Below are 24,366 nucleotides of genomic sequence, written 5' to 3' on the forward strand. Positions count from 1 at the left end.
GTGTGCTACTGCAGAGGCCTTGTACAGCAAATAAATAGTTGGCCGTAAATGCGAGGTTTACTGACAGTTTGCGGACTCATTTTATTTGATAGCGCTGGCAAAGTTTGATTTAGCAATCAGCAGCACAGCACCTAGATGTAAAGTGAGCTTGGATTTAAAGTGAGCTTGGTTTTTTAGTTAGCCCATATTTTTAGTTAGGTTAGGTATTTTTGTTACGCGCTCAATGTCGCGGCTTAAATTCATCCACCTAGCCAACACACATACTCAATGGTTTTTAGGATTTATGACATCAATCGAACCCACTCATACAGGAAAAAAAGTCATTGTCGGCATGTCCGGCGGTGTAGATTCATCTGTTTCAGCCTATTTGCTTATGCAGCAAGGCTATCAGGTTGAAGGCCTTTTCATGAAGAACTGGGAAGAAGATGACAACAATGAGTACTGCGCGGCCGCAGAAGATTTAAAAGACGCCCAAGCCGTGTGCGACAAGCTTGGGATCAAGCTACATACAGTCAACTTTGCTGCCGAATATTGGGACAATGTATTTGAGTATTTCCTCGCCGAATACAAAGCCGGCCGCACGCCAAATCCCGATATCATGTGCAACAAAGAAATCAAATTTAAGGCATTTTTAGAATTTGCCGATGAAATCCTCGACGCTGATTACATCGCAATGGGCCACTATGTTCGCCGTCGCGATAACAGCGACGGCAGTACGCAAATGCTCCGTGGCGTTGATGGCAATAAAGATCAAAGTTATTTCCTCTACACCCTTAGCCATGAGCAAGTTGCCCGAAGCCTGTTCCCTGTCGGTGAGCTCGAAAAACATCAAGTTCGTGAAATTGCGAAAGAAATGGGCTTAATCACCCATGACAAAAAAGACAGTACTGGCATCTGCTTTATCGGTGAGCGCAAGTTCACTGAATTTCTAGGGACTTATTTACCGGCGCAGCCTGGCAATATCGAAACCCCAGAAGGCGAAGTCATAGGCACGCACCAAGGACTCATGTACCACACCTTAGGCCAACGTAAAGGCTTAGGCATTGGCGGCATGAAAAACAGCAATGACGATCCTTGGTATGTGGTCGATAAAGATCTTGAGCGTAACGTATTGATCGTGGGTCAAGGCGGACACCATCCCCGTTTGATGTCGACCGGCATGACAGTTAACCAACTGCATTGGGTGGATAGAACTGGGCCTGTCGATGGTTGTCATATCACTGTCAAAACCCGTTATCGCCAACAAGATGTGCCTTGTACATTGACCTACACAGATGAACACACCTTGCGCGTGGTCTTCGATGAACCTGTTGCGGCGGTGACGCCTGGACAGTCTGCGGTATTTTATGATGGTGAAGTCTGCCTAGGTGGCGGCATCATAGATCAATTAATCCGAGGGTAACGCGTGAACGAGCAACTCATTAACCGGACTATGGCGTTTGCAGGCATACTGCAAGCCATTGCCCAAGTTCAACATTTAGCGCGCCATGGCGAATTGGATAATGCCGAGCTCGCAGCGAGCTTAAACACTATTCTCGTCACCAATCCTGACAATACGGCCGATGTCTACCAAGATAAAATCGTATTGCAAAAAGGCTATAAACTGATCCTGAATCAGCTCGGTGACAGCAGCCAAAAAGATGTTGAAATCACCCGCTATTTAGTGGGCGTGCTTGCCCTTGAGCGTAAACTCGTGCGCTCTAACAGTGGCTTAGGCATGTTGGCTGAACGTATTAATCAAGTGAATCGCCAGCTACATCATTTTGCCATCACAGATGAGCAAGTTGTTGCCAATCTTGCCAGCATTTACAGTGACATCATCAGTAATTTAGGGCCAAAAATCCAAATATCGGGTAATCCTGTGTGTTTGCAGCGCCCTATTGTACAACATAAAATTCGTGCTCTGCTGCTTGCCGCTATACGCAGCGCAGTACTGTGGCGTCAGTTGGGCGGTAAACGTCGACATTTAGTCTTCGCCCGCAAAGCCATAGTCGATACAGCCAAGAAAAGTCTTACCCTATAATAAAATTAGCGTTCATCAAGGAGCTACACATGGATCTTTCCGCACTAACTGCTATCTCTCCGGTAGACGGTCGTTATGGTAGTAAAACCGCGTCATTGAGAGGGATTTTCAGCGAGTTCGGTCTTACCAAGTACCGTGTTCAGGTTGAAATCAATTGGCTAAAACTGTTAGCCGACTGTCCAGACATTAGCGAAGTGCCAACATTGAGCGCGTCAGCTATCGCCGTACTCGATGGCATTAAAGACAATTTCAACGAACAAGATGCGCTGCGTGTTAAGGCTATCGAAAGCACCACTAACCACGATGTAAAAGCGGTTGAATACTTCATTAAAGAAAAAATCGCGGGCAATAGCGAATTAGCCGCTGTGGGTGAGTTTGTTCACTTTGCTTGTACTTCTGAAGATATCAACAACTTAAGCCACGGTTTAATGCTGACTGAAGCCCGTGAGCATGTATTACTGCCTTACTGCAACGAATTGCTGACGGCAATTAAAAAGCTGGCGATTGAATATCGCTCTGTGCCATTAATGTCACGTACCCATGGCCAACCCGCGTCACCTTCGACGCTCGGTAAAGAAATGGCGAACGTCGCAATGCGCCTTGAACGTCAAATCAAACAAATCGCCAATGTTGAAATCATGGGTAAACTGAACGGTGCCGTAGGTAACTACAATGCTCACCTGTCAGCCTACCCTGAAGTTAACTGGCATGAGCTGTCTGAGCGTTTTGTGACTAGCCTTGGCTTGCACTGGAATGCCTACACGACGCAAATCGAGCCACACGATTACATTGCCGAATTGTTTGATGCGGTTGCCCGTTTCAACACTGTGCTGATTGACTTTGACCGTGATATTTGGGGTTACATCGCCCTAGGTCACTTCAAACAACGCACTATCGCCGGTGAAATCGGTTCATCAACTATGCCACACAAAGTTAACCCAATCGATTTTGAAAACTCTGAAGGTAACTTAGGTATCGCTAACGCACTGATGCAACATTTAGCGTCTAAACTACCGTTATCAAGATGGCAACGTGATTTAACTGACTCGACTGTACTGCGTAACTTAGGTGTGGGTATTGCCCATGCGTTGATCGCGTATCAAGCGACCTTAAAAGGCATCAGCAAGTTAGAAGTTAACGAAGCGCATCTGCGTGATGAGTTAGATCACAACTGGGAAGTGTTAGCAGAACCCGTACAAACGGTAATGCGTCGTTATGGTATTGAAAAGCCATACGAAAAATTAAAAGAACTGACGCGCGGTAAACGTATCGACGCACAGCAACTGTCAGTGTTTATTGACGGACTTGAATTACCAGACTCAGTGAAGGCTGAACTGAAGAAAATGACGCCAGCCAACTACATTGGTCGTGCCGAAACGTTTGTCGACGAACTGAAGTAAGTTATTAATTAAAATTGGCGATTAACTAATATTAAGCTATTGACTGAAATTAGTTATTAACTGAAGTTGGCGACGGACAATACTCTTTCTTAAACAGAAATAAGGATTAAGGCGACCCACATCACCGTGATGTGGTCGCCTTTTTTAACACTATGTATACACTCAATCTCGATATCGCCCAGTTTCTTAGTGAATACTGGCAAAAGAAACCCCTGTTGATCAAAAAAGCATTTCCGCAATTTGAAGATCCTATCAGCGCCGATGAATTAGCAGGCCTTGCCTGTGAAGAAGAAATCTCTTCACGCATCGTCGTCACCAAAGACAATGATTGGGAAGTGGTGCAAGGTCCGTTTGAAGATTACGACAGCTATGGCGAAACCCATTGGCAATTATTAGTGCAAGCCGTCAACCATTGGTACCCAGATTCGCAACCATTAGTTGAAGCGCTGCGTTTTTTACCTGACTGGCGCTTCGATGACTTGATGGCATCATTTGCAACCCCAAGTGGCGGTGTCGGCCCACACGTCGATAACTACGATGTGTTTATCATTCAAGGCGAAGGTGAGCGTCGCTGGACTGTGGGTGACAATACCCCGCAACAACGCCGTGGTGGCAATCCCAACTCGCCGCTGGTTGAAGACTTTACGCCCATTATCGATGTAGTGTTAGAAAAAGGCGACATGCTTTATATTCCACCTGGTTTCCCACACTGCGGCGAAACCCTAACTGTGGCAATGAGTTACTCGATTGGTTTCCGCGCTCCTAGCCAGCAAGAATTGGTCAGTGAAGTCGCCGATTATTTGCTCGACAATAACTTAGGTCAGCAGCGTTTCACATCGCAAACTGAACCGAGTTCAGCCGGTATCGTCAGCCAAGATCATCAAGTGGGCATCATGTCACTCTTGAGTCAGCTGAGCCAAGATCCCAATAACTACCAAATCGTGTTAGGTAAGCTACTCAGTCAAAACCGTTTCGAACTTGATTTGTGTGAAGGCGAAGAAGCTTACAGCATTGAAGATTTGCAAGATGCTTTCGCCCAAGGTGCTGGAGTGAGCCGTATCGGTGGTTTGAAAGTATTGCGCCTTGAAAATGACGCCACGCCGCGATTATTCATCAATGGTGATGTGCACGAACTGCTAAATACACCGGCAGATGTGATCGCACAGTTGAGCGATAACGTCAGCTTAAACGCCGATGAAGCGACTGAAATATGTCAGCATGAAGAAGTCCAAGCCTTACTGTTGAAACTTATCAATCAAGGTTTCTACTACTTGAGCGACAGCGAAGAATAAGCCCTATCGACTTTGTTCGATGACCTTGTTTTTAATATAAAGTGTAAATAAAACATCAATATAAAAAAGGCACTCAACTGAGTGCCTTATTGTTATTTCAATTATCAGTATCAATCAACACAAGTGACTGTATTAACTCAATACTATCTAAATACAATCTACTATCTAAATACAATCCTCAACTCATTTGAGTTTAAGCATTCCACAGTTTATCGTCGTTGTGCATACGATATAAACTCTCGGCACGCGATACTAATAGTTGAGCAAATTTAGCCTGAGTGACATCACGGGTTGCACCCGAACGCACTAAGTTTTCCGCCTGCATTTGCCACATCATAGAGAAATGACGCACGGCATCACGGGCCGTCGCCGCCACTTTCACATCGACAAAATCCGACGGTAAATCACCTGACATCACCCAATAGGTTTTGTTGCTTGGACGCTTTGATTCCATCTTCCAAATCGCCATATAAGGCGCAAGATAACGGCTTTCATCGGCTAGGACTTTGCTTGGGATCACGCCTTTTTCAGCGAGAAAACGATTAGCTTTTTGAAATTGAGTTCTGACCCACTCTTGACGCAGCTTTTCTATTTCTTCAGCTGATAAATTTTGTTGAGTTTGGTCGACAGCTTGTTCAGTCATACTTCCGTCCTATCTTATTGTTATAACGCGAGCCTAATTCTTGGGATCAGTACGCGATTCATTCTATTCGTTACGTTAAATTCAGTACAATCCATTCTTAATCGCAAAGCTTACGTTTACGTAAAGTGGAAAGCTAAATTGCCACAAATAATGTATTTATTCGGTCATTATGCATGGTTGAGAGTATCGCTAAATGCTATGGTTCTGCAATAAATATAACAAGCAGTCGATAGAGGCTCACCTCGTCGGCTTTTTCATTGTGTATAGCGGAGAAATTCACGTGGCTGTATTTAATCATGTATCCTTTGACGAACATGAACAGGTTGTATTCTGTCATGATAAAGAAAGTGGCTTAAAGGCCATTGTCGCCATCCATAACACTAACCTTGGTCCTGCCGTGGGTGGATGTAGGATGTGGAACTACCAATCGGATGATGAAGCCCTGACTGACGTATTACGCCTCTCTCGTGGCATGACTTATAAAAATGCCCTAGCAGGTTTAACCATGGGCGGTGGCAAATCAGTGATCATTGCCGATCCGAAAAGACAAGATCGCGAAGCCCTATTCCGCGCCTTTGGCCGTTTGATTAACAGCCTAGGTGGCCGCTACTATTCAGCGGAAGATGTTGGCACTACTACGGCTGATATTATGATCGCCCATGAAGAAACCCCTTATATGGCGGGTCTTGAAGGCAAAAGTGGCGATCCATCACCGTTCACAGCCCTTGGCACTTATTTAGGCATCAAAGCTGCGGTTAAACATAGACTTGGTTTAGACAGCCTTAAAGGCCTTAAAATCGCCGTTCAAGGCGTCGGTCACGTTGGCTATTACCTGTGCAAACACTTGCATAACGAAGGCGCTGAACTGATTGTTACCGACATTCATCAAGCCTCATTAGACAAAGTCGCTACCGACTTTGGTGCCATTGTTGTCGCACCTCAAGAAATCTACGCGCAAGATGTGGATGTGTATGCCCCTTGTGCCCTTGGCGCAACCTTAAACGATGCGACCTTACCGCAACTGAAAGCCAAAATTGTTGCTGGCTGTGCCAACAACCAATTAGCCGAAGTACGCCACGGTGAACAACTGAAAGAAATGGGCATACTTTACGCGCCAGACTATGTGATTAACGCAGGCGGCATTATCAACGTGTCGTTCGAAAAAGATTACGACGCAGCAAAATCGACGGCTAAAGTAGAAGAAATTTACAACACGCTGCTGAAAATATTCAGCCAAGCCGATGCGCAGAACCGTACAACCGGCGCCGTGGCTGATGAAATGGCGAAAGCCATTATCGAAGCCGCTAAGCAGTAATTTTTCTACGCGTTTATTATTTTTATGCCCGCCAAATATTGAAAAAAGCGACTTCTGGTCGCTTTTTTGTTATCTAAAATTTAATCTATCACTAAGCTCATGGTTTAGTCGCGCTTTTAATTTCGACACAGAATATTCATTTAATCACGCTGGAAAACGCCATATTTGTCTGCTTGAATTAGTCTATCAGGTCCCAGCACAGGATAGCGCTATGATCCGTTTCAAATATGATCTCAACCAAGATGTGGTAGAACTGCAAGCCAGCAATTGGAGTGGTTTAGAGCGGGTCTTCGTTAATGGCCAGATGGTGTCGCACAAGCTTAACTTTAAGCCTCAAAGCGAGCATACCATTCAGCTTAAAGATGGCGCACCTTGCAAGTTTGAACTGCTTATCGATCCCCAAACCGATGAGTTAATGTGCCGAATTTATAAGCAACATAGACTCGTCGCTAGCCTAAAACAAGGCAAAGAGAATTTATTAGCCAGCCGGCGTTATTTACAGCACTCAGTGATAGCCGTCAGCCTGCTTTGCGTCTTTGCACTTTACTTAAATTAATCAAACCAGTTAATCCCGCAGAGTGAGGCATAGTGGATGGGATTAAACTGGGAACATGATTTAGATAACCACATACAGATAGAAGTAAAAACGGCTAAACCACAGTTTTCCTCCATACCCATTAGATTCAAAATTTCAAGCCAAACGGTTGATTTTATTTAATAGTAAAATGAATGTCTGTTGTTCATCTTCACTTAAATTTGACAGAAATTTTTCATTGACCCGCTCAGCTTCGCAGATAAGATCTTGCTCTAATGCTTTGGCTTCATCGGTCAAAAAGATTTGGAAAGCACGCCGATTATCGACTTCTTGATGACGAGTAATAAGACCTTGCACCTGCAACTGATCGAGTAAGCGCGTCATAGTGTAATTTGCCACATCGCAACGCTTAGACAATTCAGTTTGGCTTATGCCCTCTTCTTGCCACAAAGCAAACAGCACAGGCCACAGTTTTATATCGAGTTGATATCGCTTAAGATGCAGATCAAGCTCATTTTGCAGCTCGATATTTAAGTGGGATACAAGATAGCCTAAGCTTTCATGACGATTCAAACAGCACCTCCTACAGCAAAGGTTTAACGCGTTTTCACTTACTCTGCACGCCATCATAGGAACCCAGAGTTAGTTTTAATACTACCACTTAACCCATAATAAACTAGCTTAGACCACAGCAAATTATGCGATTAACCTACGAGCTCATTCCTCATCTAGATCAGATAAATTGAATTCATTCACAAAATTATAGTAACAGGCCCGACCTAATTTGCCCCATAAACCGCGCTCAAGCGGCAAATAAACACTGTCATCGGTGAGCTTCATCTGTTTTATATCGACTTTGTGGTGCTGTGTTTCAATGCTGGTTCTTACATTGAGCAGCGAATGGGGTTGCGCTCGCTCGAAATCGACAATCAGTAAGGGGGCATCTTCAACCCGCACTCGCACCTTCTCCACTGGGGTAATTAAGAAATACTCATCATCGATGCAATGCAAAATACTGGCGAACAACTTAGCAAACTTTGCTGGCAGCGATGTGCCTAGATAGGTCCAATCACCCAAGGCGTTAATGTCAAACAATGGGGCTTCACTGCACAATGGCACAACCGAGGTTAGCCTACTATCGGCGGCGAATTGTTTAAGCGTGTGTTGAATACTGTCAGTCATCTTTTCCATCTAGGCCTCCATCATCCATAAAAAAACCAGCCTTGCGGCTGGCTTTAGTGTGACATTCAACACTGGGATATACCAGTTAGGATAATGACGATCTGACTAACGCAATCAAAACGACATAAACACCACTAGATATTTACTAACTCGAGTAAGGCCTCAAGTGGATGCTTTGGCTTGTATCCGGCAAAACGTTTTACCTGACTACGGCACGAATAACCAGACACTAACACTTGCGGCTGCTCAATTTTCGCTAGCGTTTGCTGCCAAGACATATCAAACAAGGCCTTAGAGCGCTCGAGGTTTTCCGCCTCATGGCCGTAGGTTCCCGCCATACCACAACAACCTAAATTGACTGCGGTTAACTTAGCGCCAAAATGGGCAAAGATTTTAGTCCACTCATTGGCGGTATTTGGCTTGGCCGTCGATTCGGTACAATGACTAAACCAAGTATATTGCTTATCTTGCGCAGCTTTTGCAGGTAAATCTTTGATGACATTCAGTAGCCATTCGTTGGCTAACTTGACCTCAAAATTACCGCGATTAGCCCCTAAGGCTTCACGGTATTCATCGCGATAACACAAGACTAAGGCAGGATCGATACCGACCATGGGCATGCCCAGTTTATGGACTTGGTTCAGAAAGTCCGCACTCGACTGCGCCGTTTTAGCAAACTTATCTAAAAATCCCTTGATATGTGTTGGCTTACCATTGGGTTTGTAGGGCAATAACACCGGCTTTAAGCCGAGTTTTTCAATCAATTGGATAAAGCGCAGCACAAGACCTGAATCATAGAAACTGTTAAAGGGATCTTGTACCACCAACACAAACTGCGAGCGCTTCTCTTCTGGAATCGCTTGCAACGCAGCTAAGTCGTAACCGCGGCTTGCATGACCATCGAGTCTTTGCTTCAAAGTCGGCACAGATAACGCAGGCGCATCCACATAACCAATCGCCTGTTTAATCACCCATTGGCTCAATGGATTTTGTGCAACAAAGTTAGTGAGACGCGGTGCCGCGGCCATCAGTGGCAAGCTATCTTCAATTCCTGCAACGAGATAGTCTTTCGCGGGTCTTAAATAGCGTTGATAGTAAATATTGAAGAACTGCGCCCTAAACTTAGGCACATCCACTTTGACCGGACATTGTCCAGAGCAAGCTTTACAGGCTAAACAGCCCTTGAGCGATTCCATCACCTCGTGGGAGTAATCATAATCACGTTTGGCATTGATGGTATTTTGTATGCGCTGCAATATACCAAAAGGTTTCGCTTTTGCGAGGGCATTAACATCAACCCCTTCAGCCTCAAGCAGTCTTAGCCACTCTCTCATGAGCCCTGCACGCCCCTTAGGTGACTGCACTCTGTCACCCGTCACCTTAAACGATGGGCACATAGGCGAATAGCTACTGTAATTAAAACACAGGCCATTACCGTTACAATTCATCACATCGGGGAACGCATCACGCACATCAACGGGGATTTGTCGATCAAACTTACCGCGCTTAGCACTGTCAACATCGTAATAGAGGGCGCCAGTATGCTTAGGCGCCACCAGCTTGCCGGGGTTTAATCGGTTATCGGGGTCAAACAAACCTTTAATATCTTGCAACACTCCGAAAAGTTCATCACCAAAGACAGCTGGACCGTATTCACCGCGCACGCCTTTACCGTGTTCACCCCACATTAGGCCGCCGTATTTAAGCGTCAGTGCCGCGACTTGATCAGAAATGACTCGTAGTAATTTTTCATCTTCAACATCGCACATATCGAGCGCGGGTCGCACATGCAACACGCCCGCATCCACATGGCCGAACATACCGTATTGCAGATTATGCCCGTCGAGTAACGCGCGAAACTCCATAATATAATCGGCGAGTTTTTCGGGCGGTACCGCAGTATCTTCAGCAAAGGCGATGGGCTTACGGCGACCTTTAGTGGCGCCGAGTAAGCCAACGGCTTTTTTACGCATGCCGTAAATTTTTTCGATACTCGGCTTATCTTGCGTCACTTGGTAACCCAACACACCGCACTCGCCTTTGCTGATCTGCTCAGTTAACACAGCTTCCAAACTCGCGAGCTTTTGCTCAACTTCGACCGTGTCACCTGCAAATTCGACCATATTGAGGCCATCAATAACTTTACCTGGCACTTCTTGGATAAGATCAGCCACTGAATGCCAGACAATATCTTCACGGGCTAAGTTAAGCACTTTTGAATCGACGGTTTCGACCACAGTCGCCCGCGCGGCAACTAAGGATGGCGCATGACGCAATGCCGATTGGAACGAATCGTACTTAATGTTCACCATAGCGCGCTCAGTCGGCAGCGGGGTGAGATTGAGTTTGGCTTCGGTTATCACCGCAAGCGTGCCCTCTGAGCCCGTCAGAATTCGTGATAAATCGAATTGCGTCAGCTTGTCGTTCCACACGTGTTTTAAGTCATAGCCGGTGAGGAAACGATTGAGCTTAGGAAATTGGTTTTCAATCTGAGTACGCTTTTCACGGCATACCGCCGCCACAGCAGAAATCAGTTTCTGCCCCAGCGGATTATCACTGACATTATCGGGGTTACACAGTAGTCCCGCATCTAGGGGATGCGTATCCAGCACACTGCCATCGATCAACACGCTGCGCAGCGCCAGCACGTGATCTGACGTCTTACCATAGACCAGTGAGCCCGCACCCGAGGCATCGGTATTGATCATGCCACCAATAGTGGCGCGGTTTGAGGTGGATAAATCGGGACTAAAAAAGAATCCATGGGGACGCAATGCATCATTAAGTGCATCTTTAATCACGCCAGCTTCAACTCGCACCCAACCTTGCTCAGCATTCACTTCGAGCACACGGTTCATGTAACGCGACACATCCAAAATCAAACCATGGGTCAGAGATTGTCCGTTGGTGCCCGTACCACCGCCCCGCGCACTGAAGGTCACGCTGCGAAATGCGTCTGTAGCAGCCAGCGTCAATGCAATTTGAATATCCTGCTGATTTTTAGGATAAAGCACGGCTTGAGGCAAAAATTGATATACAGAGTTGTCGGTGGCTTGCACTAAACGGGCGCTGTAACGTTTGTCTATATCACCGGAATACTCACTTTGCTCCAGTGCATCAAGGTATGCCAAATACACTGGCTCTAATGTTTGTTGATGTGATAGCAGGGGTAGCATAGATGGCTTCTGTCAATTATCGTTATGGCGCCATTATAAACAAAAAAAAGCCGCTAAAAAGCGGCTTTTTTAACAAGTTTATAAAATTACTATCTAGATCAACCGTGCGCTTCGGCTAAATACAACCAAGTATCAATCACAGTATCAGGGTTTAATGACACTGTATCTATGCCTTGTTCTACCAACCAAGCGGCAAAATCAGCGTGATCTGAAGGACCTTGACCACAAATACCTATGTAAGCGCCCTTCGCTTTAGCCGCTTTAATGGCTAATGAAAGTAGCATTTTAACGGCTTCATCACGCTCATCGAATAAATGGCTAATGATACCTGAGTCACGGTCAAGGCCGAGTGTCAGCTGAGTTAAATCGTTTGAGCCGATAGAGAAGCCATCGAAATGCTCAAGGAATTGGTCTGCTAACAGGGCGTTTGAAGGCACTTCACACATCATGATGACACGTAAACCGTCTTTACCACGCTCTAAACCTTGCTCTTTGAGCAGACCAACCACTTGCTCAGCTTCTTTCACTGTGCGAACGAATGGGATCATGACTTCAACGTTTTTCAGCCCCATGTCATTACGAACGCGTTTGATCGCTTCACACTCAAGGGCAAAACAGTCACGGAAGGATTCAGAGATATAACGGCTCGCACCGCGGAAGCCCAGCATTGGGTTCTCTTCTTCTGGCTCGTATCTGTCACCACCAACCAAGTTTGCGTATTCGTTAGACTTAAAGTCTGACATACGTACGATCACTTTCTTCGGATAGAAAGCTGAACCGATAGTCGCAATACCTTCAACCAGACGGGCAATGTAGAACTCAACAGGTGATTCGTAACCAGCAATCATTTCGTTGATTTCAGTTTGCAGCGCTGCATCCTGTTGATTGAATTCGAGCAGTGCTTTCGGATGAATACCAATCATACGGTTGATGATGAATTCTAAACGCGCTAGACCCACACCTTCGTTTGGCAAACGGGCAAAATCAAATGCACGATCAGGGTTACCCACGTTCATCATGATTTTCATTGGCAATGCAGGCAGAGAGTCAACACGGTTTGAAATCACTTCAAACTCTTGTTTACCTTCGTAGATAAAGCCAGTGTCACCTTCGGCGCAAGAAACAGTCACGATTTGACCATTCTTGATACGGTCAGTCACGTCACCACAACCCACCACCGCTGGCACACCTAATTCGCGGGCGATAATTGCCGCATGACAGGTACGACCGCCACGGTTTGTGACGATAGCACTTGCGCGCTTCATGATAGGTTCCCAATCAGGATCTGTCATGTCTGTCACTAACACATCACCAGGTTGGATTTGATCCATATCGGCGATTGAGGTTAATACTTTGGCTACACCAGTACCCACTTTATGGCCAATAGCGCGACCTTCACAGATCACAACGCCACGGCTCTTTAAGTGATAACGTTCAATCAATTGCACATCTTCACGGCTACGAACCGTTTCTGGACGCGCTTGAACGATATACAATTTGCCATCATTGCCGTCTTTTGCCCATTCGATGTCCATTGGACGGCCGTAATGTTTTTCGATCACCATGGCTTGTTTGGCTAATTCTTCAACTTCAGCGTCATTGATAGAGAATTGACGACGTTTGTCAGCAGTCACGTCTTCAATTTTGACTTGTTTGCCGTGAGCAGCATCATCTGAATACACCATTTGGATGAGCTTGCTACCGATATTACGGCGCACAACAGCCTTGTGACCTAAGGCTAAAATAGGTTTATGAACATAAAATTCATCTGGGTTTACCGCGCCTTGAACAACCATTTCACCCAGACCAAAAGATGAAGTGATAAACACCACATCGTTATTGCCAGATTCAGTGTCCATAGTGAACATCACACCTGAAGCCGCTTTATCTGAACGAACCATGCGTTGTACGCCAGCAGACAAGGCAACACCGTGGTGCTCATAACCTTGATGCACACGGTAGGAAATAGCGCGATCGTTAAAGAGTGAAGCGTACACATGCTTGATCGCTGTCAGTACGGATTCAAATCCTTTTACGTTTAAGAAAGTTTCTTGCTGACCCGCAAAAGAGGCATCTGGCATATCTTCAGCTGTTGCAGAAGAACGTACCGCGAATGACGCTTCGCTAGTTTCAGCGGCAAGTTTATCGTAAGCTTCACGAATCGCTTGCTCTAATGCTGGTTGAAATGGAGTGTCGATAACCCACTGTCTGATCTGTGCACCTACTTTAGCCAGCGCATTGACATCATCTACATCCAGTGTGGCTAGAATGTCATAAATCTTCTGGTTAACTCCGCTTTGTTCAAGGAACTCGTTGAACGCATGGGAAGTTGTCGCAAATCCGCCAGGTACTTGAACACCGGCATTGGCCAGATTGCTGATCATCTCGCCTAGAGAAGCATTTTTACCGCCAACCAAGTTGACGTCACCCATGCCTAATTCTTGATACCAGAGTACGTATTGCTGCACAGTTCTATCTCCGCAAGTTTATTTCAGTGGCCCCTTCACACGAGGGCAGCGGCATTTTACACTCCTGTCGAACACGCGTAAATCTATAATTTTATTTGTAATTTTATTACTACAAGAGGTCAGTATGGCACCAAAAGTATTCTATATCTCCGACGGGACAGCGATCACAGCTGAAGTTTTTGGTCATGCGGTTCTCTCGCAATTTCCATTAGAATTTGAGTCACTTACGATTCCATTTGTCGAAACTCTGACGAAAGCGGAGCAAGTTAAGCGACAAATTAATGATTGTTTTATTACAACAGGTGAGCGGCCGTTAGTATTCCATTCCATCGTAAAAGCCGAGATCCGCGACATCATCTACTCGAGTGAAGGGGTTGATTATGATTTTTTGAATACTTTTGTGGCCCCACTCGAACAACATTTAGGTGTTTCTGCCTCTCCAGTTGTACATAGAACCCATGGAAAAGCGAATCACGGCTATGAAGCGCGTATTGATGCCATTAATTTCGCCATGGATAACGATGATGGCCAGACCATGAAACATATGGATCAAGCCGATCTGGTTTTACTTGGGGTCTCTCGCTGTGGCAAAACGCCATCGAGCCTGTATTTATCAATGCAGTTCGGTATAAAAGCGGCAAACTACCCTTTCACCGAAGATGATATGGATAACCTTAAGTTACCTGAAGCGCTGAAACGCAATAAGAAAAAACTGTTTGGTTTAACGATTGATCCCGTGCGTTTACATGAAATCCGTCAGAGTCGAATGGAGAATAGCCGCTATTCATCGCTCAAACAGTGCCGCTTAGAAGTCAAAGAAGTGGAAATGCTGTTTAAACGCGAACGCATTCCTTACATAGACACCACTAATCATTCCGTGGAAGAAATTGCCACTAAAATATTAGATGTCACGGGCCTAGAACGGCATATGTTCTAAGCCTAATAAGCCAAAATCAGCAAAAGAAACCGAGTGAATTTAGTCTAAAAGAAACTAACTTAAATCAAATTCATTGCACAGTTGCCGACAATTAACGCAATTGGCACTGTGCAACTCGGTTCGATTCGTTATAATCCGAGGCAATCTGGCGAAAAGCGCCGCACGCAAGCTCGGTATTTTGAATGACCATAAAAACAGACGAACTACGCACTTCCTTATTAGCAAAAGTCATCTCACCTGCGCAACTGGCATCTGAGTTCCCATTAACTCAAGATGCAGCCGATTATCTGGTTCAGCAACGTCGTGAAGTCGAAGCCATCATTATGGGTGAAGACCAACGTCTATTAGTGATCATAGGCCCATGTTCAATCCACGATACTAAAGCGGCATTAGATTATGCTCAACGCTTAGCCGCGTTACACCAAGAATTGAAAGATGACTTGTGTATCTTAATGCGCGTCTATTTTGAAAAACCCCGCACAATTGTCGGTTGGAAAGGATTAATTTCTGATCCCGATCTCGATGGCAGTTTCGAACCAAACAAAGGTTTACGCATTGCCCGCGAATTGCTGCAACAAATCACTGAATTAAAATTGCCTATCGCCACCGAATTTTTAGATATGGTGAACGGTCAGTACATAGCGGATCTCATCACTTGGGGTGCTATTGGTGCGCGTACTACGGAAAGCCAAGTCCACCGTGAAATGGCTTCAGCACTGTCTTGCCCGGTTGGCTTTAAAAATGGTACTGATGGGAACATCAATATTGCCGTTGATGCAGTGCGTGCCGCACAAGTGCCACATGTTTTCTATTCACCAGATAAAGATGGCGCTATGGCGGTCTATCGCACCCACGGCAACCCGTTTGGCCATATCATCCTACGTGGTGGTAAAAAACCTAATTATCACGCACAAGATATCGAAGAAGCGCGTCAACAGCTTGCATCTGTTGGGGTAACTCAACGTATGGTTATCGATTTCAGCCACGGAAACAGTGAGAAGAACCATCTCAAACAACTGATGGTCGCCGATGAAATTATGACTCAAATGCGTGCTGGCAGCACTGCCATCGCAGGTATTATGGCTGAAAGCTTCTTACAAGAAGGTAATCAAAAAGTCGTTGAAGGCCAGCCACTCTGTTATGGCCAAAGTATCACAGACGCCTGCTTACATTGGGACGACTCTGAAATTCTGCTACGTAAGCTCGCAGCGGCTTCCCGCGAAAGAAAAGCACTGTTAACCAAATAAATCTGAAGTAAAATAAATCGTCCAATAAAAAACCGATCTCATTTCGGTTTTTTTATTGGAAGCATGACATTATCCTCAGTCATATGCCTACTGCGCCTTAAAGCCTGTAGTTTTCTATCTTTAACCACCATAAATCTTTATAATTCGAGCTTATTTTGCTGCATTACCTTAGGTTGCTGTATGTCGCTTACCCCCATGTCCGCAAACACCGAAAATACCTCACGAATCGAAGCCGCTGAAACACCTTTTCCTGACGCGATTCAAACTCGAATTGATTCCTCAGAAGCGCGCGTGATTAAAGCAGTATTCCCCTCAATCACCAACCATCACAATACGTTATTTGGTGGCGAAGCTTTAGCGTGGATGGATGAAACAGCCTTTATTGCGGCAACTCGTTTCTGCCGTAAAACCTTAGTCACAGTGAGTTCCGATAGAATTGATTTTAAAAAGCCTATCCCAGCAGGCACACTAGCAGAACTCATCGCTCGTGTGATCCATGTAGGTAATACGTCATTAAAAGTTGAAGTCAACATCTATGTCGAAGACATGTATCAAGACCATCGAGAGCATGCCATACGTGGTGTGTTCACCTTTGTTGCGGTTGACGAACAACGAAATCCTACAAAAGTGTGGACATATGGGTAGTTTTTAGACGATTTTAAAGTATAGGTTAGCCCGTACTTTCGGGCTTTCAATTGAAACCATACGGTCCATCTTTTTCCCCGTAAAACACCGACCAAAGTCTAACAACCAGAAACATATCAAAATTTTGTCCTTATTCCTGAATAAAGCAATAGGATCCTTGATTACTTTTCTGTTACATTGAGTTCAATCTTCACGCGCACCGAACATAATCATAAAAGCCATGAAGCTAGAAAACTTAAATATTATTATCGCAGACGATCATCCATTGTTCAGAAATGCACTACGTCAAGCGCTGACCAGCGCTTTCGAGCATGCACAGTGGTTTGAAGCCGACAGTGCTGACGCACTGCAATCTGTATTGGATGTTCGAAGCGTCGATTACGATCTTGTACTGTTAGATCTGCAGATGCCCGGGTCCCACGGCTATTCCACGCTTATCCACCTACGCTCACATTATCCTGAGTTACCCGTTGTGGTGATTTCAGCCCACGAGGATATCAATACCATTAGCCGTGCGATTCATTATGGCAGCAGTGGTTTTATCCCTAAATCAGCTTCAATGGAAACCCTAAAAGAGGCGCTAAGTGCGGTGTTATTCGGTGATATTTGGTTGCCTAAAGGCACTGAGATTATTGCTATCAATGACGATGCCATTGATAAAATGGCCAGCAAGTTATCCGATCTCACGCCGCAACAATATAAAGTGTTGCAGATGTTTGCCGAAGGGTTATTAAATAAACAAATAGCCTACGATCTTGGCGTGTCTGAGGCGACCATCAAGGCGCACGCTACCGCCATATTTAGAAAACTTGGCGTTCGCAATCGCACTCAAGCAGTTATTGCCCTTGCGCAACTCGAGATGGATAAAGTCGATTTATCTTAATCGCTAAACCCATAAAAAATGCCGCTTATATTAGCGGCATTTTTTATATCAGTAAATCATTGCCAATTAACGCATTGGCAGATTTTTATCGGCAAACATTTCATCTATGAGCTGTTGATCCCGTAATGCTACGGCTTTCTCCACCACATCACGGGTTAAATGCGGCGCAAAGTGCTGAATAAAATCATACATATAACTGCGCAAGAAACTGCCCTTCCTAAAACCAATTTTAGTCGTACTGTGGGCAAACAAATGACCAGCATCAATAGCGACTAAATCTTTATCAACATTTGGATCAATGGCCATAGACGCGATGACCCCCACGCCTAATCCTAAACGAACATAGGTTTTAAGCACGTCGGCACTGGTCGCACTAAAGACAACACGCGGCTCTAAATTGGCCCGATTGAACGCTTTCTCAATTTCAGAAGCACGATCAAAACCAAAGACATAGGTCACTAAGGGGAAACGGGCTAAATCTTCGATACTAATCAAGCTGCCTTGATTGCGGGTCGCAAGAGGATGGTCTTTGGGTACAACGATAGAGCGGTTCCAGTGGTAACAAGGCAACATGATCAGATCTGAATATAAATGCATTGCTTCGGTCGCAATGGCAAAATCTGCATCACCGCGAGCAGCCTGTTCGCTGATCTGAGACGGTGTCCCTTGGTGCATATGCAAGTTCACTTTAGGATAGCGATCAATAAACTGACGAATTATCGTCGGTAATGCATAGCGTGCCTGAGTATCTGTTGTGGAAATATTTAACTCACCTTGATCTGGCTTAGTATATTCTTCAGACACTTTTTTGATACTTTCAACTTTACCTAAAATATCATTGGCAATGCTGATCACTTGCAAACCCGCAGGTGTCACATGGGTTAAATGCTTACCGCTACGACCAAATATTTGGATCCCCAACTCATCTTCAAGCATACGAACTTGTTTACTGATCCCAGGTTGAGAAGTATACAAGTTTTCAGCTGTCGCCGATACATTGAGGTTATGTTTTACGACCTCAGCAATATACCTGAGTTGTTGCAGTTTCATCTTATTTCCTTGTCTCAAACACGCAAAATGCCATTAACAACTGAGCCCTCAAAGCACTCTCAGCTATAATCAATCGTTATAGTATATAGTAAAAATTAAAGCAAATAGGAATATAGAGCACAAGTCTACAGATTCATACGACAGAAATGATAACCTAGGCTAAGATAACTATGCTAGTTTATTGATTTATTGTAGCATTAGCTCAATTGGATAAATAATGGAACATCTATGTCATTCACCTTGGTTCTGATCCTCATCGGTGCGCTTTTACTGCTTGTTATCGGAATTAACGTATTACAGCAACAAAAAGAACGTGTAGAGGCTGAGCGTCGCATTGAATTTGCCCGTCAAAGAGCAATTATCGATGAAACTGAAACTGTGTTATCAAACACAGGAATGATGCCTTGTAGCACGAATATAGTATTGGTTTTGTACCGGCGTGTACAAGATGCCTTGCAGTCTGCAACAGCGATCAGTAATGGCCAACAACAGTCTGACTACCAACGTCGCTTAGCCGATATTAATAATCAAATAACAAGCTTACAGTCTGGACAACCTCAAACTCCTCCAATTGAGAATTTCAGACTACCCGATAATGACAAACAAATTTTAGCGCTTGTTCAAACCTTAAAAAAATTAAAGGCGATACTCAGAGCCGAGCATAATAAAGGTAAAGTCGATCCGAGCATTTTTGCTCAAGAAGAAAGCCGCATCGACAGTTTACAGCTCAGAATTAATGTCGATTCTATGCTTTCTCGTGCCCGCGCGGCCAGTTTTATGAAGCAATATGGCTCATCAAAACAAATGGTAACCAAAGCCCTATCAACATTACACGCCATTAAGGCACAAACGCCTAATGATCCCTTCATTGGGCGTAAAGTCGATGAGGCTAAACAATTACTTGATGAAATTATGGGGGCACAGAAACAATCTGAGCCCAGTGCGCCTAGACCTAAAAATGAAGAAGATGATATCGATATGCTGTTTCAACCTAAAAAGAAATGGTGATCAGTCTCTATTTGCTTACCGTTAAGTTGAATTAGCGACACATTTGCCACTCATGCTACCGCGTCATTGTGAGTCAGTTTGTATCTGTAAGTGTAAAGTACTCAGTAAGTGTAAAGTACTCAACATGTTTGAATTATTATCTATAGCAACAAATTGATATCGAAAATGCAAACAAAAAGCCAAGTCATATCTGACTTGGCTTTTTTGTTGTTCTCTTAGCGTTAAGCTAGCTTAATCCGTCGCTATGCGCCTTTCTTGGCCTTCTTGGTAGATTCACTCACCCACTTCCCATTGACGTAATGCGCAGACCAACCCGTGGCTTTGCCATCGACTTCAGTCGCAACGTATTGCTCTTTCGTCTTACGGCTAAACTTCACCGCAGCCTTATTGCCTTCATCATCAGTGACTGGCGCATCCGCTAAATACTGATACTTAGGCCATAGCAGCTCACGGTATTGAACCAGTTCCTCAACCAAAGGCGCACGGGTTTCACGTGATTTAGGAAAAGTACTAGCCGCTAAGAAGATACCCGCCGCACCATCACGTAATACGAAATGGGCATCCGATTTACTGCATTTCAGTTCAGGTAAATAAATAGGATCTTCTTTTGGCGGCGCCGCCTCACCATTTTTCAGTAATTTACGGGTATTCTTACACTCCTCATTGGTACAGCCAAAATACTTACCAAAACGACCATTTTTCAGTTCCATATCGTGACCACAGCGATCACACTCAATCAGTGGACCTTCATAGCCTTTGATCTTGAATTGGCCTTCTTCGACTTCATAACCTTCACAGATTGGATTGTTACCGCAGACGTGTAACTTACGCTTCTCATCGATCAGGTAACTGTCCATTGCCGTGCCGCAAATACTACAACGGTGCTTCGCACGCAGTGCATCTGTTTCGGCATCTTCACTGTTTTCGCTAATCGCCTCAACGCCAGGCGTGAGGTTCATCGTCGTCTTACAGCGTTCTTTAGGGGGCAATTCATAACCAGAGCAACCAAGGAAAACGCCAGTCGTTCCCGTGCGGATACCCATAGGACGACCACAGGTTGGGCACTTGATATCCGTCATCACCATTTGGTTAAGACGCATGCCACCTTCTTCAGGATCCAGCTCCGCTTTTTCTAATTGCTTAGTAAAGTCAGCATAGAAACCATCGAGTACTTTTTTCCAGTCTAACTCGCCCCGAGCCACATCATCTAATGTTTGCTCCATGCTGGCAGTAAAGTCATAGCTCATCAAATCAGCAAAACTGCTCACCAATCGTTCGCTGACAATTTCACCCATTTTTTCGGCATAGAAACGACGATTCTCAACTTTTACATAACCACGATCTTGAATCGTTGAAATGATGGTTGCGTAAGTTGATGGGCGGCCAATGCCGCGTTTTTCTAATTCTTTTACTAAAGAAGCTTCGCTGTATCGTGCTGGCGGCTTAGTAAAATGTTGTTTAGGCAGCAATTCTTTTAATGCTAATACATCGCCCTGTGCCACGAATGGTAAAGTATTGTCTTCTTCGTTTTTCTTCTTAAGCGCTGTTTGTACGCGAGTCCAACCATCAAAACGTAAGGTACGTCCCGTGGCTTTGAGCTCATAATCACCCGCTTTTACGGTCAACTTAGTGGCATCATATTGTGCAGGTGTCATTTGACATGAGACAAACTGGCGCCAAATAAGCTCATATAAGCGCTGAGCATCACGCTCCATGTCAGATAAGGTCGCTGCTTGCACTTGAACGTTTGATGGGCGAATCGCTTCGTGAGCTTCTTGTGCGCCTTCTTTTGATCCGTATCGAATCGGTTCGGCGGGTAGATACTTATCACCAAATTCTTTGGCAATCATATCGCGCAAGTTTTCAACGGCTTCTTGACTCAAATTGGTCGAGTCGGTACGCATATAAGTGATATGACCAGCTTCGTAAAGTCGCTGCGCCATCATCATGGTCTTCTTTACACCAAAACCTAAACGTGTACTCGCGGCCTGTTGCAGTGTCGACGTAATAAAAGGAGCCGATGGTTTACTTTGAGTCGCTTTATCTTCGCGGGCCAGCACAGTAAAACTTGCCGCAGATAACGCTTGAACCGCAGCCATCGCTTGCTGTTCATTGATAGGATTAAAGGCAGCATCTAGATGCTTAACCACTTCCATCCGCAAAGCTTCTTGAGCGGGCGTATTGAGCTCTGCGTGTACATCCCAAAATTCTTCAGGCACAAAGGCTTTGATTTCGCTTTCGCGTTCGACCACTAAACGCACGGCAACCGACTGCACTCGCCCAGCGGATAAACCACGAGCGACTTTTTTCCACAGCAGAGGCGACACCATAAAACCGACAACTCTGTCTAAGAAGCGGCGCGCTTGTTGGGCATTAACCATGTTAGTGTCGAGTGTCGACGGTTTACTAAAAGCATCTTGAATCGCAGACTTAGTAATTTCGTTGAAAACAACACGTTGATACCGTGAAGGATCACCACCAATCACCTCTTGCAAATGCCAGGCGATAGCTTCTCCCTCACGGTCTAAGTCGGTTGCGAGATAGATTTGGTCAGCAGAATCGGCAAGTGCCTGTAACTCTTTAACGACTTTTTCTTTACCCGGCAAAATTTGGTACTTAGCCGCCCAGCCCTTTTCAGGGTTTACGCCCATACGAGACACTAGCGCTTGCTGATCTTTCACCTTTTTATATTGAGCTTTTTCTTCTGGCGACATCTTCTTAACTTCGGCAGCGGATTTAACCTTTTCATTGCCTTCTGAAGTCGATGATGTCGGCAGATCACGGATGTGACCTACGCTCGATTTAACGATGAATTCTTTGCCAAGATATTTATTAATAGTCTTAGCTTTGGCCGGTGATTCGACAATAACTAGCGATTTACCCATAGTTTAATTTGCGCCAAAAAATCTCAAGAAGGTGGAAATTGGCACCATATATAGAGGGTTGTACTGATAGTTTCAAGTTAATCCCTCTTTTATATGTACCAGCGAGTCACTTTTTAATCAAAGTTGAAAAAATGTAAAAATATAATATGCGTAATTAAAAACTAATATTTCATTATTTGCCAGCAAGCAAGAAATAGTTATGCATTTATCGTGAAAAAGTCGCTTTGAGCACAAAACCGTCCGCTTGTGCACTCGAAAAGCTTCAGTATACTGGGTTCCCTCAGGGACCATATGAACAAATAATAACTTTCCCTATCACAAGGATAAGCAATGAAGCACTTTGAAGCGAATTTTGATGGACTCGTTGGACCAACACACAATTACGCAGGGTTGTCTTTTGGCAATGTAGCCTCACTTAGCAATGCCGCCTTAGTTTCCAACCCCAAAGCTGCAGCAAAACAAGGACTCCAAAAAGCCAAAGCACTAGCCGATATGGGCATGGTTCAAGGAATATTAGCTCCTCAAGAGCGCCCAGATCTCTATACATTGCGCCGAATTGGATTTTCCGGCTCTGATGCTAATGTATTAAAACAAGCGGCAAAAGAAGCGCCTATGTTACTTAATGCCTGTTGCAGTGCTTCCAGTATGTGGACAGCCAATGCCGCTACCGTCTCACCAAGTGCAGATACACGTGACGGCAAACTGCATTTCACCCCAGCAAATTTAGTCGACAAACTGCATCGCAGCATCGAGCCTTTGACAACGGGGCGCATATTAACAGCAACTTTCAGTGATCCCCACTATTTTCATCACCATAGTCACTTACCTGAGCATAATAGCTTCGGTGATGAAGGTGCCGCAAACCACACTCGTCTCTGCAATGAATACGGCCATGCTGGTGTTGAGCTGTTTGTTTATGGACAAGAAGCCACTAATCCCAATGCACCTAAACCGCAAAAATATCCAGCAAGACAAACCTTAGAAGCGTCGATGGCAGTCGCACGCTTACATCAGCTGGAAGACGATAATTGCGTCTTCATCCAACAGAATCCTGATGTGATTGATCAAGGTGTATTCCATAACGATGTTATCGCAGTAGGTAATCAAAATGTCCTGTTCTACCACGAACAAGCCTTCTTAAATACCCAGAATAAGATCGATGAAATTAAACGTAAACTCGACACTGAGCTGTATTTCATTGAAGTGCCAACCGCGAAAGTAGCAATTAACGACGCAGTCAAAAGCTATTTATTCAATACTCAAATTATTACGTTGCCATCCGGTGAAATGGCGATTATTGCCCCAACAGATTGCCAAGAAAATCCCGCGGTATTTGCCTATTTGAACGAATTACTCACGTTAAACACGCCGATTAAGCAAGTGCTTTATTTCGACGTAAAACAAAGCATGCAAAACGGTGGCGGTCCTGCTTGTCTTCGTTTACGTGTCGCCATGAATGAAGTGGAAGTCGCAGCGGTAAATCAACACACTCTGATGAATGATGCTTTATTTACTCGTTTAAACCTTTGGGTAGACAAACATTATCGAGACAGATTAACCACCCAAGATCTTGCAGACCCTCAGCTAATCATCGAATCTCGAACAGCTCTGGATGAACTGACACAGATTATGAAACTAGGCAGCGTGTATCAGTTCCAGCGTTAGGAATTATTCCTA

Annotated in this window: 19 protein-coding genes; 12 read left to right on the forward strand and 7 right to left on the reverse strand. The window is 44.8% G+C overall.

All coding sequences use genetic code 11. The features are described 5' to 3' along the window. Window positions 1-283 precede the first annotated feature (283 nt). The 4 genes from mnmA (at window position 284) to L5M10_RS03410 (ending at window position 4,715) form a co-directional block, all read left to right on the forward strand. Entirely contained in the window at window positions 284-1,402 is a 1,119-nt protein-coding gene (gene mnmA / locus L5M10_RS03395) for a tRNA 2-thiouridine(34) synthase MnmA (RefSeq protein ID WP_014610717.1), read from the forward strand. Between the two features lie 3 nt (window positions 1,403-1,405). Next, entirely contained in the window at window positions 1,406-2,023 is a 618-nt protein-coding gene (hflD, locus tag L5M10_RS03400; RefSeq protein ID WP_131523325.1) for a high frequency lysogenization protein HflD, read from the forward strand. 29 nt (window positions 2,024-2,052) lie between these two features. Next, entirely contained in the window at window positions 2,053-3,423 is a 1,371-nt protein-coding gene (gene purB, locus L5M10_RS03405) for an adenylosuccinate lyase (RefSeq protein ID WP_263254832.1), read from the forward strand. 152 nt (window positions 3,424-3,575) lie between these two features. Continuing rightward, on the forward strand, window positions 3,576-4,715 hold the full coding sequence (locus L5M10_RS03410) for a cupin domain-containing protein (RefSeq protein ID WP_263254833.1): 1,140 nt from the start codon (window positions 3,576-3,578) through the stop codon (window positions 4,713-4,715). A 193-nt stretch (window positions 4,716-4,908) separates the two neighbouring features. Here L5M10_RS03410 and L5M10_RS03415 read toward each other — a convergent pair whose 3' ends face one another. Beyond that, window positions 4,909-5,358 (reverse strand): DUF4826 family protein, encoded by a 450-nt coding sequence (locus tag L5M10_RS03415; RefSeq protein ID WP_263162780.1) that lies wholly within the window; start codon window positions 5,356-5,358, stop codon window positions 4,909-4,911. Window positions 5,359-5,638: 280 nt separating this feature from the next. Here L5M10_RS03415 and L5M10_RS03420 point away from each other — a divergent pair, with 280 nt between their 5' ends. Further along, window positions 5,639-6,673, forward strand: a complete 1,035-nt coding sequence (locus L5M10_RS03420; protein WP_028759730.1) for a Glu/Leu/Phe/Val dehydrogenase dimerization domain-containing protein — start codon at window positions 5,639-5,641, stop codon at window positions 6,671-6,673. A 211-nt stretch (window positions 6,674-6,884) separates the two neighbouring features. Beyond that, on the forward strand, window positions 6,885-7,229 hold the full coding sequence (locus tag L5M10_RS03425; RefSeq protein WP_011789104.1) for a hypothetical protein: 345 nt from the start codon (window positions 6,885-6,887) through the stop codon (window positions 7,227-7,229). A 135-nt stretch (window positions 7,230-7,364) separates the two neighbouring features. Here L5M10_RS03425 and L5M10_RS03430 read toward each other — a convergent pair whose 3' ends face one another. The 4 genes from L5M10_RS03430 to ppsA form a co-directional block, all read right to left on the reverse strand. Next, on the reverse strand, window positions 7,365-7,781 hold the full coding sequence (locus tag L5M10_RS03430) for a MarR family winged helix-turn-helix transcriptional regulator (protein ID WP_028759729.1): 417 nt from the start codon (window positions 7,779-7,781) through the stop codon (window positions 7,365-7,367). Between the two features lie 144 nt (window positions 7,782-7,925). Further along, complete coding sequence (locus L5M10_RS03435; RefSeq protein WP_219235230.1) at window positions 7,926-8,399, reverse strand: DUF1285 domain-containing protein; 474 nt, start codon at window positions 8,397-8,399, stop codon at window positions 7,926-7,928. Window positions 8,400-8,524: 125 nt separating this feature from the next. Continuing rightward, window positions 8,525-11,566 (reverse strand): FAD-binding and (Fe-S)-binding domain-containing protein, encoded by a 3,042-nt coding sequence (locus L5M10_RS03440; RefSeq protein WP_263254834.1) that lies wholly within the window; start codon window positions 11,564-11,566, stop codon window positions 8,525-8,527. 98 nt (window positions 11,567-11,664) lie between these two features. Beyond that, window positions 11,665-14,034: a phosphoenolpyruvate synthase gene (gene ppsA, locus L5M10_RS03445; protein WP_263162787.1), complete on the reverse strand. Its 2,370-nt coding sequence runs from the start codon at window positions 14,032-14,034 to the stop codon at window positions 11,665-11,667. A 124-nt stretch (window positions 14,035-14,158) separates the two neighbouring features. Between ppsA and L5M10_RS03450 the strand changes: the two genes are divergently transcribed. From L5M10_RS03450 to L5M10_RS03465, 4 genes are all read left to right on the forward strand, one after another. Next, entirely contained in the window at window positions 14,159-14,971 is an 813-nt protein-coding gene (locus L5M10_RS03450; protein WP_028759725.1) for a pyruvate, water dikinase regulatory protein, read from the forward strand. A 182-nt stretch (window positions 14,972-15,153) separates the two neighbouring features. Beyond that, window positions 15,154-16,218 carry a 3-deoxy-7-phosphoheptulonate synthase gene (locus L5M10_RS03455; RefSeq protein WP_028759724.1) on the forward strand — a complete coding sequence of 355 codons (1,065 nt, stop codon included), beginning with the start codon at window positions 15,154-15,156 and terminating at the stop codon, window positions 16,216-16,218. Window positions 16,219-16,398: 180 nt separating this feature from the next. Beyond that, entirely contained in the window at window positions 16,399-16,863 is a 465-nt protein-coding gene (locus L5M10_RS03460; protein WP_263254835.1) for an acyl-CoA thioesterase, read from the forward strand. A gap of 220 nt (window positions 16,864-17,083) precedes the next feature. Beyond that, window positions 17,084-17,746 carry a response regulator transcription factor gene (locus L5M10_RS03465; RefSeq protein WP_028759722.1) on the forward strand — a complete coding sequence of 221 codons (663 nt, stop codon included), beginning with the start codon at window positions 17,084-17,086 and terminating at the stop codon, window positions 17,744-17,746. Between the two features lie 66 nt (window positions 17,747-17,812). Here L5M10_RS03465 and cysB read toward each other — a convergent pair whose 3' ends face one another. Then, window positions 17,813-18,796 carry an HTH-type transcriptional regulator CysB gene (cysB, locus tag L5M10_RS03470; protein ID WP_028759721.1) on the reverse strand — a complete coding sequence of 328 codons (984 nt, stop codon included), beginning with the start codon at window positions 18,794-18,796 and terminating at the stop codon, window positions 17,813-17,815. 228 nt (window positions 18,797-19,024) lie between these two features. Between cysB and zomB the strand changes: the two genes are divergently transcribed. Next, window positions 19,025-19,804 carry a flagellar motor control protein ZomB gene (gene zomB, locus L5M10_RS03475; RefSeq protein WP_028759720.1) on the forward strand — a complete coding sequence of 260 codons (780 nt, stop codon included), beginning with the start codon at window positions 19,025-19,027 and terminating at the stop codon, window positions 19,802-19,804. A 242-nt stretch (window positions 19,805-20,046) separates the two neighbouring features. Here zomB and topA read toward each other — a convergent pair whose 3' ends face one another. Beyond that, complete coding sequence (gene topA, locus L5M10_RS03480; RefSeq protein WP_173244486.1) at window positions 20,047-22,689, reverse strand: type I DNA topoisomerase; 2,643 nt, start codon at window positions 22,687-22,689, stop codon at window positions 20,047-20,049. Window positions 22,690-23,019: 330 nt separating this feature from the next. On the opposite strand from topA, the gene astB reads away from it, so the two are divergent. Beyond that, the gene (gene astB / locus L5M10_RS03485; RefSeq protein WP_173244483.1) at window positions 23,020-24,354 is read left to right on the forward strand and encodes an N-succinylarginine dihydrolase; all 1,335 of its coding nucleotides are present in this window, start codon (window positions 23,020-23,022) and stop codon (window positions 24,352-24,354) included. Window positions 24,355-24,366 lie beyond the last annotated feature (12 nt).

Source organism: Shewanella sp. SM32, assembly GCF_025654235.1.
Classification (GTDB): Bacteria; Pseudomonadota; Gammaproteobacteria; order Enterobacterales; family Shewanellaceae; genus Shewanella; species Shewanella oncorhynchi.